This window comes from Aneurinibacillus danicus, assembly GCF_007991215.1.
GTDB classification, from domain to species: domain Bacteria; phylum Bacillota; class Bacilli; order Aneurinibacillales; family Aneurinibacillaceae; genus Aneurinibacillus; species Aneurinibacillus danicus.
In genome coordinates, this window is the sequence record NZ_BJXX01000043.1 from 1 (window position 1) to 12,390 (window position 12,390).

Here is a 12,390-nt window from a genome sequence, read left to right on the forward strand (position 1 = left end):
ATGTCGGGGCTGCGGCTGAAAAGCTATCGTCGTTTTCATGGTTCGAAATAAGAAAAGATGATGCAAGAGGTTGGAAAACATTATCCAGCATGGACCCATTTCAAATCTACAGGATATAATAATAAGATGACCGTATAAATTATGATATCACACGTAAGGTTGGTGTACGATGATATTGACGTTGTTTGACGGGGCAATCCCGTCACCCCTTTTGTTCGTTAACGCTCCAAACGAAGGTGCGGTTTCATTCTGGAGGACGATCGAGCCTTATCTTACCTTTTTGTTCTCGCTATCCGTCTTTCTGATTGCATTTCTTATCGTACTCGAAAACCGCAATCCTTCTCGGACAGTGGCGTGGCTTATCATTCTCAATTTTCTTCCGATCGTCGGATTTATTTTCTATATCCTGCTGGGTCGAAACGTACGCAAACGCAAGCTGTTCCGAAACAAGTTCATTAGCAACGCCGAAGTGATCAAGAAGCTGGAGACCGCTCCTGCTGGCTTTCTGAATGAGAGCGATTTCTGGCAATATCCCCATCTCGCATCCAAGCGCAGATTGCTAAACTTAATGGTGAATGTATCGCAGTCGCCGTTCACCCTCAAGAATCGCAGCAAGATTCTTACCAATGGCGATGAGACATTCCGTCAGATGATTCAGGACATGTCGGAAGCGAAGGATCATATTCATTTCCAGTTCTATATTATACGTCACGATACGACCGGGCAGCAATTTAAGCAGGTACTTATCGACAAGGCCCGTGAAGGAGTGAAGGTGCGGGTAATCTATGACGGGGTCGGCAGCGTGCGCCTTGATAAGCGCTATATCGCAGAACTCAGGGAAGCGGGTGTTGAAGTGGTAACATTCTTCCCGGTTATCCTGCCATTCCTCAACAACAAGCTCAACTACAGGAATCATCGGAAAATTGTCATTATCGACGGCAAAATCGGGTTTGTGGGCGGATTAAATATTGGAGATGAATATCTGGGCAAGGACACGCGATTCGGCTTCTGGCGCGACTCGCACGTACGGCTTGAAGGAGAATCGGTGTATTTGCTCCAGAATATTTTCTTAAAAGATTGGTTCTTCGTCACAGAGGAAAATATTGAGGGAGACCGGTATTATCCGGCGCTTACCGAAGCGCCCGGCGAAGAGCTGATTCAAATTGCTTCCAGCGGTCCGGACTCTGACTGGGAATCGATCTGGCAAATGTATTTTTCCATTATTGCGACAGCTCAGGAAAAAATTTACATCACATCACCCTATTTTATTCCGGATGAATCCATCAGCATGGCGCTGAAAACCGCTGCACTCAGCGGATTAGATGTAAGGCTGCTGCTGCCAAGCCGACCGGATCATCATACGGTATTCTGGGCGTCACGTTCGTATTTTCAAGAACTGCTGGAAGCCGGTGTGCGGTTCTATCTGTATCAACCAGGCTTCGTGCATGCAAAAATTTTGTTGGTCGACGGCGTGGTGGCTTCCATTGGAACGGCAAATATGGATATTCGCAGTTTTCAGCACAACTTTGAAGTAAATGCTGTCATCTACAACAGCAATTCTGTATACAAGCTTGAGCAGGACTTTATTAACGACCTGCAGGATAGCAAAGAGCTCACATTGGAGGTATACAAACGACGTCCCTGGCATCACCGCATTCTTGAATCGATAGCTCGCCTGCTGTCGCCGCTCTTATAAAAGAAAAACAGGAATAAAAACGAGACTGATGCATCAGAATCGCAAACAAAGTCTTTGTTTTTATCCCTGTTTTTCGCCTTATTCAGTCCCCGCCTGATTATCGGGCAACACGGTACCCGCGCGGTTTGGCGGGCGCCATCTTTTCAAGCGGCAGAATCTCATAGCGGTTTTTATTCTGGTATTTATGAATTTTAATGAGGTTCTTCTCTTCCAGGCTCTTAATCTTTCTTTCGACGGTATTTTTGTTCATGTTGCACGTTGCCGCAATTTTTCGAATGGAAGGGACAAACTTGCCCTCGCCGCGCTGAAAGATTTGCAGCAGAAATACATAAATCATGAACTCAAACGGATCAAGGCCCAATGAGAACAGGTCATTATTGGACGTTTGAAACATTTCATTCAATATATCCACTCTATCACCTCTTTTTTTCCGTATCCCTTCCTTCATTATTCCTTATTTCTATCTTTTATTTCAAGAGTAAGAGTTGAGGATTCTCGCCTTTTTAAAGGCGGAGGGGAATCAGCTCCATCTTCCTCTTCTATTTCCAGTATAGTATGATGATAATTTCATAGTGGCATAAAGTCGCAAATGGCCTGTAACGTCTCTCTCTTCGGTGTCGAGCCTGTCATTTTGAGAATGCACGGAACTGACGGGTAATAAGAGGTATTCGTTACTGATATTTTTTTGTGTTAAGATACTCAATAAACGGAAGTGTAAAAAATGTTGATATTACTCCTACAAAAAATAAAAGCGTAAGGAAATATAGATTTTCCCCTACGCCTTTATCGCTTATTTAAATGCTACATTCACATGATAACCAACCGGCTTATAAATTTGCTGCATAACACGCACAGCACGTTCTTCCGCCGTCTGTAAGATTCCATTTTCTTTTGCTTCCTGGCGCAGTTTTTCGCGTGCCTCAACAAGGAATTCCTGCTGTTCATCCGGTGTCATCTTCTTCCGAAAGATCTCTTCCTCAGAGAATACTTTCACTTTATCAATATCAATATTCGGTTCCTGTAAAAAATCCGCCCGCGGCAGTGTAATTGTCATTTGTTTATTTTGTTGATCAATTGCAATATCTGAAGGAGTTACTTTTTTCAAATCAATGCCAATGAGGATTTTAGCCGGTACATCAATATGAAAAAAACGTTTTGTACCCGGAAGTTCAACATTGTAGAAACGATACGCGTCTTCTCCTTCCAACGTCGTCATTACTACTGCCTCTGCCGTCGTTAGATACGACAAATCCCGAATCTCCTGAACGACTGTCTGACCGGTAACATCCGGCGAACCAAACCACTTGTTTCCTGCCCAGACACCGGTACCGAGTACAGCGATCCCCACTATCACCGCGCCCGCCAAATTCCTTGTTTTTTTCACCCAGCGCGATCGTGGAAACCATGAGCGAAGCTTTCTTTTCTTCTTCGGCCCCTGTTCCATCTCCGCGTATGGCAATCGGTAAATAGTCGCACCCCTTTGTCCGCGCCCTGCATCACGCCTTGACCGCAGCATATCGTCCCTGTTGTTCACCGTTTCTCCTCCTACTTCAGTACCTCTGGGTGACGTACTTCTTTTTCACATTAATTTGACGCCAAAAAGCAAAAAAAGTCGCTGGGCAAAATGAGCGACTTTTACTATAATATCCCAGTTTATATATTATATCCATTCGAGCGTAAGTATGCTAAGCAAACAGAGGAGAAGAAAGAAAAAAGATACCCATTTCATGATATCGACTGTCTCTTTAATATCGTTCGGTTCAATAGGTCGATGCGCCTCCCCCATTTTTGCACGGTGAGAAGGAATGCCCTGATAATAGTTTGTACCGCCAAGTTGAATTCCCAACGCACCGGCGACTCCCGCCTCAGTAAATCCGCTGTTCGGACTCGGATGGCGTCTGGCGTCACGCAGAATGATGATGGCACAGTTCCGAGAATCCAGACGCATGACCCAGCTTACGAATACAAGCGTAAGTGCGGCCAAACGGGCCGGTATGTAGTTGGCAAGATCATCGAAGCGAGCCGATGCCCAGCCTAAATTCCGGTACTTTTCGTTTTTGTAACCGATCATCGAGTCGAGTGTATTAACAGCCCGGTATGCCATCGCCAGCGGTGCCCCCCCGATGGCGGCATAAAATAGCGGAGACAGAATCGCATCCACAATATTCTCCGCCACAGTCTCCACGGCACCTCGCGATACTTCCTGTTCGTTAAGGGATTCTGTATCACGTCCGACGATCATGGAAAGCGCATGACGCGCCTCCTCCATCTTCCCTTGCTTCAGCAAGCGGTAGATGCCCATGCCCGCTTCCGCCAATCCTTTTGTGGCAATCGTCGTCGAGATGAACCACGCTTCCGCCACCCAGGCCAGCCAAGGGTGAATCAGGTGCAGGAGCGTAAGCAAGCCCCACATACACAGGAAGCTGCCTCCGACAAGAATAATAGGAAATAATATACCGGCCTGCTTCAACTGTTCTTCCCGCGGGAAAAACATTCGAATTTTTGCTTCTAACCAGGTGATCACACGCCCCATATAGACAACCGGATGCGTGATCCAGCGCGGATCTCCGATGACGCGGTCAATAATATAGGCCGTAAGGATAATACATGCACGCTCAAGCATTATCATTCTCCTTGCGTAGCGACCGCTTCATAGACCGCTTTGTAGACAAGGCGTCCAATCGCGTTGCCGATAGTAGTAGCGGCTCCGGCAAACCGGTGCGGCGCTCCGTATTCGAATTTCTGCGTAGAAGCCAGAACAATGGAATCGGTGGTTGTTCCCGTCGCTATCTCACCGTCTTCATCCACAATCTGCAGATCCTGCAGCACGGCCGATTTCGCTTCGGTAGCGGTAATAATACCGTTAATCATGGCCGACGGCGTCAGAAGGGCGTCGATGAGCAGGAAAATATTAATCGTACCGCATTGATAGGCAGAGAATGTCTCTCTGATTTTTCCGGCGCGCGCGCCGTTGCTCGTACCGGCCGTAGCACAGCACACGATACGATAGCGATCCCCGGCTTCTTCTTCCAGTGCGGCATGCGTAATCTTAGCAGCGGTCTGCAGGCCAATCGCAGCGTCCGCGGGATAGCCCCATACCGCCATTTGTTCCCGCATCATCTCTGCCGGGTTTTCGCACCGATATGTCAGCGGTACCTTCCAATTGACGAAATGAGTTGCCGTCGTCCACCCACCCCGCCAAAGCGCACTGCTGACCGCGGTTAACGGTTCGGCAGACGTAATCAGCAGATGATCGTCCGCATAGTCGACGGTAATATCCGGCCATACGGCGGAAACATACGATGTACAATGGCGAAACGGCTGAGTCATACGGTAATTCCTTTCTGGTTTCTGGCGGTGTCAAATGTATAAATCGAACGGTGCCAGTTCTCCATGCACTGGCGTAGCACATCAGTCTGATGTGCGCAGGACGAGGAACTTGCATCCAACAAAATGCCGGCAAGCGTTCCGCTGTGAGCCACGATGACACCAAGCCCTCCTATATCCTGGCAAAGCGCTTTCAATTCATTAAAATCCGGATGCGGCAAACGCTTCTGATGCATCTCCGCACTACGTGTCGCCACGTGACCGATCAGCTCACTGTCGCCTGTCCGAAAAGCTTCCTGAAGTTTCAGCAAAAGATGGTCGTACTCTTTCTCCTCCTGCGGCGTATAGGCTGCCTGACGCTTATTAAACGAAACGGTATCCACTTTACCGCCCCGGTCCACCCCTATAATCTTCATGGGGGGGAGCTGTCCCAGACTGGCCACAACGCGCCCGTGATGATGCTGGTACGCTACTACTTCCTCGTACATAATCCCGTCGGTCGGCTCAACCTGGACCAGCATCGAGGAAATATGCTGGGGCAGCAAGCGCAATTTGTACGCTTTCGATACGGCGCGGCAAGCGGCGATCATATCCGCTGTGCTCGTCGCAAATCCCTTACCTTCAGGCAGTGACTGTTCGAGCAGGAGCGTTCCTTGAATCGAAATCTGATATTCTCTCATGAGATGACGCAGAATGCGGCGAACTTTAATCTTCTGCGGCGACGTCAACAATTCGCCGGAAGCGGAGGGGTAAAACGTTGCATTCACATAGCTTGCGATCGGCAGCGAGACAAGAAAGGGCACACCTTCCCTCTGTCCCTGCAGCAGCTCGCCAAACGTGTGACACGCTGTGCCTGTGGTTGCTTTCATGGTTTCTCCTCTTTTCCTATCCGTTTTCTCTATTTTTCATTTTTTCTCTCTTTTTCCTCATACCACAAAAGTCAGCCGCTCTTCTCCGCATTTTCATATCGGGGTTGCGGCTGAGATGCCATGGTCATTTTCTATAATGAAGGCGAACTCCATGTTTGTCCATGCTTATCTACGATGAAAATTTCACCTGTGCCCGGTCCTCTCACAGACCAGAACGCTGACGGTTTCCCTGTGACATGGCCGGTCAGAAACCAGCGAATCGGTCCGCCGTGCGTAACCAGTACAGCCGTCTCATCCGGATGCATTTGTTTCTCTAATGCGAACAACCAGCGGCTGACACGATTTCCGAGTTCAGCAAGACTTTCCCCGCCCGGTGGTGCAGTTTCGTACGGGTTATTATACCATTTTTCTGCCAATTGTTTATCGGTCTGCATAATTTCTTCATATGTTTTTCGATCCCAGCGTCCAAAATTGAGCTCACGAAGCTCCGGAACTTCCATCACAGCAAGCCTGTGCGGAGAGGCAATGATGGCTGCCGTCTCCCGACAGCGTTCCAGATCGCTCGTATATACATAGTGAATGGTTTCTTTTTCAAGCCGCCTGGCTGCGGCTTTGGCCTGCTTTTTCCCGCGGTCGGTAAGCGGCGCATCATAATGTCCGAGATAGCGGCGTTCCCGGTTATCCGCCGTCTCACCGTGCCGTACCCATATCCATCTCATGGCCAAAGCCTCCCTGCAGCGATGATGCATACAAGCGCGGCCGCTTCCGTCCATTCGACCAGTGCTCCATAGCAGTCGCCTGTTAAGCCACCCAATCGGCGCGACACACCGCGAAGAAACAGCCAGCTTCCGAAACCCGCAACTACAAGCACAAAAATGCCGGCCCCATTGTATAGCACGGCGGTAATACCAAGTGCAAGTACGAAACCGAGCGCAACCTTCCATCCGGAAAGGCCGCCGCGCAGCCCGGTCCCGAGTCCTTTTTCTGTAATATACGGCCAAAACCAGATAGCGCCCACCAGTGCCGTACGCGCAAGCAGCGGCGGAAGCAACAGCCAGAAATTCAGGTGGCCTGTGATGATTTCGTACAGAGCCGTTATTTTCACCATGAACAAGAGAATCGCTGCGGTAACCCCCATAGCGCCTACCCGGCTGTCTTTCATAATGGCGAAAATTTTTTCGCGGTCCCGATGACTGCCCAGTCCGTCCGCCAAATCCATCCATCCGTCCAAATGCAGGGCGCCTGTACTGTATATCCAAAGGGTTAACGTCAATACGGCTGCAAGCGGAGCGGGCAGCAACCATCCGACAAGCCAGGAACTTCCCCATAGCAAAAACCCCAGCAGCAGGCCGACCGCTGGATAGAATGCGACACTGTGCTGCCAATCTTTTGCGTCTTTGCTTAGATACGGGACCGGTATGCGGGTAAGAAAAGCGACGGCATGAAAAAATGCATTCATACGCCCTCCCCCTTAATCTTCCATGGAATGCCTGACAGCACAGCGTACACTTCTTCCGCTTCCGACGCGATCCGCTGATTGGCCTCACCAAGCGTATCCTGAAACCAGCGGCCCAACTTCGACATCGCGACACCGCCCAATCCAGTCTCACTGGTGACAGCAATGATCGTACCCGGGTAGTCCCGAACGGCGGAGAGCCAGCGGTCTATCTTACCAAGAATCCGCTCCGTCTCGGCCGGATCGCGCCACTTCTCCTCCGGGACATCGATAAGTAGATTGCTAATCCAGGTGGAAATACAGTCAAACAGCACAACATCGTAAGCGGAATAGGAGGCGACCATCTCGTCGGCATCGCACGGAGTTTCAGCCAATCCCCAGGAAGCGGGCCGACGCCCGCGATGCAATGTGATACGCTGTTCCATTTCCTCATCGCTGCATACGCCTGTTGCCACATACAGAACCGATGCGCTTTTTTCTTGGGCCAGCCGTTCCGCGAATGCGCTCTTGCCGGATCGCACCCCCCCTGTAACCAGCACGATACTCACAGCTTCTCTCTCTCCTTCTCCCCGACTTCCACAAGCGCTTGCAGCAGCCGATTATTCTCGTCTCTCGACCGCACAGCGATACGAAAATCCCGTGAAGTCAATCCCGGATACATAGCGCAATTGCGAATCATAATCCCGCGTCGGCCCAGCTCTGTCTGCAGCGTCTCCGCCTCTTGTCCTTCAGGAAGACGCACCAGCAGAAAATTCGCCTGTCCCGGCCATACCTGAAAACCCAATTTATCGGAAAGCTCCAGGCGCAAGTATTCACGCTCTCTGCAAATCAACTCACGGGTAGCGGCTTCATACTCTCCCACCCGGCAGCATGCTTCTCCGGCCGCCAGCGCCAGGCGGTTGACGCTCCAGGGTACCTGCTTGCCTCTCATGCGTGCAATCATATGCGGATGAGCCACCGCAAATCCGAGACGCAGGCCCGGAATAGCATAAAACTTCGTTAGTGACCGAAGCAAAACGACGTGTGGATACAATGTCAATTCTCCGAGCAGCGTATTCTCAGTATACTGCGGCAAAAAGTCAATGAACGCTTCATCAAGGATAAGATATGTTCCGTCCGCTTCCGCCCAGGCAGCCAAACGACGCAATTCTTCCATTGAATACATAAGCCCGGTCGGATTATTCGGATGACCTACAAAAAGAGCATCGACTTCTTCTATCAGCGGCCGCAGTTCTTCTATAGGAGGCAGAAACCCCGTTTCTTCCCTTCCGACACAACCAATTACTTCTGCTCCATACTGGCGCGAAAGCTGTGTATATTCCACAAACGAGGGGTAAATCACACCAACTTTTCGTGGTGAAAGCGCCAGTAGAATAAGCGCCATACATTCAGCGGCGCCATTTCCAATAAGCAGCATTTCCTCCGGAACTCCGTATTTCTCCGCCAACCCGCGAAGGAGCCCGCGGTGCGCCGGATCAGGATAATGAACCACGTTTTGCATCTCATGCTCCATCGCTGCAAGCACTTCGGACGGCGGACCCAGCGGATTAATGTTAGCGCTGAAGTCAAGTAATTGATCCGCTTCTATGCCAAACAGCGCGGAGGCGGTCAGCAAATCGCCGCCATGTCCGAACCGTTCCAGATGTTCCATCAAAACTCAATCCCCAGCACGGCCGGAATGCCTTCATCGTAATAATGCTTGACAGGATTCATCTCCGTAACCAAATCGGCCCGGTCGATGATAGCCTGCTGTGCATTCCGACCGGTAATCACCATGTGCATGCCGTACGGCCGTCCCTCAATAAGCTCCAGCACTTCATGAAGCGGTAGCACATCGTCAATCGGAAATGAATTGATAGCGAGCGCATTGTTCAGCTCATCCAGTATCACCACGTCATACGCGCCGCTCATCACTTTTTCTTTAGTAAAAGCCCAGGCGCTTTTCAGCGCTTCCCGGTGCTCCTCCGGCGTTTTTAACCAGGTAAAGCCGATGCCTTTCTGGTGCATTTCGATACCAATTTTATCAAATAGTATTTTCTCGCCGTATGTCCGATCAGGCGATTTGATGAACTGAATCATCAATACGCGCTTGCCGCGGCCCGTGGCCCGGACCGCAAGCCCAAGTGCCGCCGTCGTTTTTCCTTTGCCGTCCCCTGTATAGACAAGGATCAACCCCCGCTGTTTATCCGGTTGATTCATACTGTTCCCCCCATTTGTTATGATAAATAAGCGTATCGAGCACGCGCCGCTTCTCCCATTTCTCCGTTTCCAGGATCGGTGCGGCGGGATAGTGGTCCGTATAGCCGAACGAGAGCAGAGCCACAGGATCTATATGCGGCGGCAGCTCAAGAATATCACGCACATCGTTTTTCTTATAGAAGCTGACCCAGCCCATCGCGATGCCTTCTGCACATGAAGAGAGCCACATATTCTGGATGGCACAGGCCGTTGACATGATATCGGTTTCCGGAATCGAATTGCGGCCCAGCACGTGGGAACCGCCGCGCGTCGGGTCACACGTTACGCAGATGGTCAGGGGGGCTTCCTGAAGTCCCTGCACTTTCAATCCGAGAAACTTTTCCGCCCGCTCCCCTTCATAGTGGACGGCAAGCGCTTTTCGTTCTTTTTCCGCCGCCCAGGCAAGTCGCGCCTTCACTTCATCGGACGTAATTAAGATGAAATTCCACGGCTGCATAAAGCCGACGGACGGACCGAAGTGAGCGGCTTCGATAATCCGCCGCACTGCTTCCATAGGAAGGGGATCGGGAAGAAAAGACCGGACATCGCGCCGCGTTTTAATTACCTTGTATACCGCCTTCTTTTCTTGTTCAGTAAACTTCATGGTGCTCCTCTCCTTATGTATCTTCTTCGCCTTCTTCCCGCATCAGTTTCATAAACCGTTCCCAGAGACGATCCGTATCCTTTCTTCTGGCATCAAGCAGAAACTCATCCGCCAGCAATTCTCTAAACAAGCGTCGGCGTCTCTTTGGATTCTCCACCTGTTCTAAAATCAACCTGCGGGTTTCAGCCAGGAAATCAAGATAGATTTCATACGCCTCGTCATACCTCTCCGCCAACTCTTCAATAAGCTTACGCGACAAACCGGGACTGGCTCCTTCCGTCGATACGGTCAACAGCAGCTTCCCCCGATGCAGTTGGGCCGGAACGGTAAATGTGCTCAAGTCGGGCCGGTCAGAGATATTAAGCAGTTGGCCGCTTTCTTTCGCTTCATAAACGGCCAGATTCACTTCCGGATGATTTGTGGCCGCAAAGATAAGGAAAGCGCCGTGCACATCTTCGGGGGTAAATGCCTTTTTCCGCCAGACAATACGGCCGGCTTGCGCCAGATCTTGCAGCCGTTCGGTTAACTCAGGGCTGACCACGACAACGGATGCGCCTGTTTGCAACAGTGTCATCGCTTTCCGTTCCGCCACGCCGCCACCGCCAATAATGACGCAGGTCCTGTTTTTCAATTGCAGCAGCACAGGGTACAAACGGTCTGTCATCAATACGCCCTCCTTATGTAACAGGAAGCGGTAACTCCATAATTTCATACAACTTTTTCATATCCAGATGCTCTCGTACAAGTGCCGCCAGCGCCGTATAACTGGCCTCTCGCCGTTCTGATTCAGTCCGCACTTCCTCGCTTACCGGATCCATACCTTTTTGCACACGGATATGGTTAAGCCATGCGCGGGTAAACGCCCGGTTGTGGAATACACCGTGCAGATAGGTACCCCATACGGCCTCATCGTCGGCAATTGTACCGTCCGTATGACCGTCAGTAAGCCGGAACAGGGGACGACTGCCATCTTCCCTTACAGTCTGCCCCAGATGGATTTCATATCCGGTTACCTCCTGACCGGCTGCAAAGGAAGCGCCGCATACTTCTCCTTCCACGCGCACCGTACGCTTACCGGCATGGAATGTTGTATGAATCGGCAGCAGCCCAAGTCCCTGACTGTGCCTATATGTCGACTCCACCCCATCCGGGTCATGCAATTCTTTGCCCAGCATCTGATAGCCGCCGCAAATACCGACAACATACGCACCGTTGTCCGATGCTTGCCGGATTAACTCGGCCAGCCCGGTTTGCTTCAGCCACCGCAAATCGTCTGTCGTATTCTTCGTACCCGGCAGCACAACCACGTCCGGATTGTTCCACTCCGCCGCCGAGGCAATAAGCCGTATCGTGACACCCGGCTCATCATAAAGCGGGTCCACATCAGTAAAATTAGAAATACGCGGCAACCGAATGACCGCAATGCGAAGCGCCTTATCCGACTCGTCCCGCTTTTTCAATCGAAGCGAGGACAGCGCCAGGGAATCTTCGGCGTCGATGCCCATATCGGCGTAGGGAATCGTTCCTAGTACCGGGATTCCGGTATGCTGCTCCAGCCAGTCAAGCCCTGGCTTTAATAGAGAGAATTTTCCGCGAAATTTATTGATGATAAATCCCTTGACGCGTGCGCGCTCGGATTCATCCAGCAAGGCAAGCGTACCGACAAGCGAGGCGAATACGCCGCCCCTATCGATGTCCGCAACCAGCAGCACCGGAGAGTCAACCAGATCTGCCACTTTCATATTGGCGATGTCGCGGTCTTTCAGATTAATCTCCGCCGGACTGCCCGCGCCTTCAATGACAAGCACCTCATAGTCTTCCGCCAGCTTGTTCAACGACTCCCGCAGAATGGGAATCGCCGTAGGCACATAATCGTTCCGATATGCGCTCGCGCCCATATCGGCATAATGCTCGCCGCGTACAATGACCTCGGCAATCATATCCTGCTTCGGCTTCAATAAGATCGGATTCATGTCTGCGGTTGCTTCAATGCGGCACGCTTCGGCCTGTACTCCCTGCGCACGGCCGATTTCTTTGCCGTCGCGCGTAATATAAGAATTTAATGCCATATTCTGTGATTTAAACGGAGCCACTTTCCATCCGTCTTCATACAGGATACGGCAGAGCGCGGTGCATAACACGCTCTTGCCTACATCCGACGATGTACCCTGCAGCATAATCGCCTTCATCTAATTCCCCC

At 50.9% G+C, this 12,390-nt stretch carries 14 protein-coding genes; 1 reads left to right on the top strand and 13 read right to left on the bottom strand.

The window, feature by feature from the left end; genetic code table 11:
- The first annotated feature begins 169 nt into the window (after window positions 1–169).
- Complete coding sequence (gene cls, locus ADA01nite_RS04355) at window positions 170–1,696, top strand: cardiolipin synthase (RefSeq protein WP_146808687.1); 1,527 nt, start codon at window positions 170–172, stop codon at window positions 1,694–1,696.
- Between the two features lie 97 nt (window positions 1,697–1,793).
- On the opposite strand, the gene ADA01nite_RS04360 is transcribed toward cls, so the two are convergent.
- The 13 genes from ADA01nite_RS04360 to ADA01nite_RS04420 all read right to left on the bottom strand — a co-directional run bounded on the left by ADA01nite_RS04360 (window position 1,794) and on the right by ADA01nite_RS04420 (window position 12,379).
- Window positions 1,794–2,108, bottom strand: a complete 315-nt coding sequence (locus tag ADA01nite_RS04360; protein WP_170230145.1) for a helix-turn-helix domain-containing protein — start codon at window positions 2,106–2,108, stop codon at window positions 1,794–1,796.
- A gap of 378 nt (window positions 2,109–2,486) precedes the next feature.
- Window positions 2,487–3,230, bottom strand: coding sequence for a DUF4230 domain-containing protein (locus tag ADA01nite_RS04365; RefSeq protein WP_146808689.1), 744 nt, complete (start codon window positions 3,228–3,230; stop codon window positions 2,487–2,489).
- Between the two features lie 126 nt (window positions 3,231–3,356).
- Entirely contained in the window at window positions 3,357–4,319 is a 963-nt protein-coding gene (gene cbiB, locus ADA01nite_RS04370) for an adenosylcobinamide-phosphate synthase CbiB (protein ID WP_371863532.1), read from the bottom strand.
- A gap of 2 nt (window positions 4,320–4,321) precedes the next feature.
- The gene (locus tag ADA01nite_RS04375) at window positions 4,322–5,026 is read right to left on the bottom strand and encodes an adenosylcobinamide amidohydrolase (protein WP_146808691.1); all 705 of its coding nucleotides are present in this window, start codon (window positions 5,024–5,026) and stop codon (window positions 4,322–4,324) included.
- The gene (locus ADA01nite_RS04380; protein ID WP_146808692.1) at window positions 5,023–5,892 is read right to left on the bottom strand and encodes a GHMP family kinase ATP-binding protein; all 870 of its coding nucleotides are present in this window, start codon (window positions 5,890–5,892) and stop codon (window positions 5,023–5,025) included. The genes ADA01nite_RS04375 and ADA01nite_RS04380 overlap by 4 nt, the downstream gene beginning before the upstream one ends.
- Before the next feature lie 131 nt (window positions 5,893–6,023).
- Window positions 6,024–6,611 carry a histidine phosphatase family protein gene (locus ADA01nite_RS04385; RefSeq protein WP_170230146.1) on the bottom strand — a complete coding sequence of 196 codons (588 nt, stop codon included), beginning with the start codon at window positions 6,609–6,611 and terminating at the stop codon, window positions 6,024–6,026.
- Window positions 6,608–7,351: an adenosylcobinamide-GDP ribazoletransferase gene (gene cobS / locus ADA01nite_RS04390; protein WP_146808694.1), complete on the bottom strand. Its 744-nt coding sequence runs from the start codon at window positions 7,349–7,351 to the stop codon at window positions 6,608–6,610. Before cobS ends, ADA01nite_RS04385 begins: the two co-directional genes overlap by 4 nt.
- Window positions 7,348–7,896 carry a bifunctional adenosylcobinamide kinase/adenosylcobinamide-phosphate guanylyltransferase gene (gene cobU / locus ADA01nite_RS04395; protein WP_146808695.1) on the bottom strand — a complete coding sequence of 183 codons (549 nt, stop codon included), beginning with the start codon at window positions 7,894–7,896 and terminating at the stop codon, window positions 7,348–7,350. The genes cobS and cobU overlap by 4 nt, the downstream gene beginning before the upstream one ends.
- Window positions 7,893–8,999, bottom strand: a complete 1,107-nt coding sequence (gene cobD / locus ADA01nite_RS04400; protein WP_146808700.1) for a threonine-phosphate decarboxylase CobD — start codon at window positions 8,997–8,999, stop codon at window positions 7,893–7,895. The genes cobU and cobD overlap by 4 nt, the downstream gene beginning before the upstream one ends.
- On the bottom strand, window positions 8,999–9,547 hold the full coding sequence (cobO, locus tag ADA01nite_RS04405) for a cob(I)yrinic acid a,c-diamide adenosyltransferase (RefSeq protein ID WP_146808696.1): 549 nt from the start codon (window positions 9,545–9,547) through the stop codon (window positions 8,999–9,001). The genes cobD and cobO overlap by 1 nt, the downstream gene beginning before the upstream one ends.
- Window positions 9,531–10,190, bottom strand: a complete 660-nt coding sequence (bluB, locus tag ADA01nite_RS04410) for a 5,6-dimethylbenzimidazole synthase (RefSeq protein WP_146808697.1) — start codon at window positions 10,188–10,190, stop codon at window positions 9,531–9,533. The genes cobO and bluB overlap by 17 nt, the downstream gene beginning before the upstream one ends.
- Before the next feature lie 13 nt (window positions 10,191–10,203).
- Entirely contained in the window at window positions 10,204–10,854 is a 651-nt protein-coding gene (locus ADA01nite_RS04415; protein ID WP_170230147.1) for a precorrin-2 dehydrogenase/sirohydrochlorin ferrochelatase family protein, read from the bottom strand.
- 13 nt (window positions 10,855–10,867) lie between these two features.
- Entirely contained in the window at window positions 10,868–12,379 is a 1,512-nt protein-coding gene (locus ADA01nite_RS04420) for a cobyric acid synthase (RefSeq protein ID WP_146808699.1), read from the bottom strand.
- Window positions 12,380–12,390: the final 11 nt, after the last annotated feature.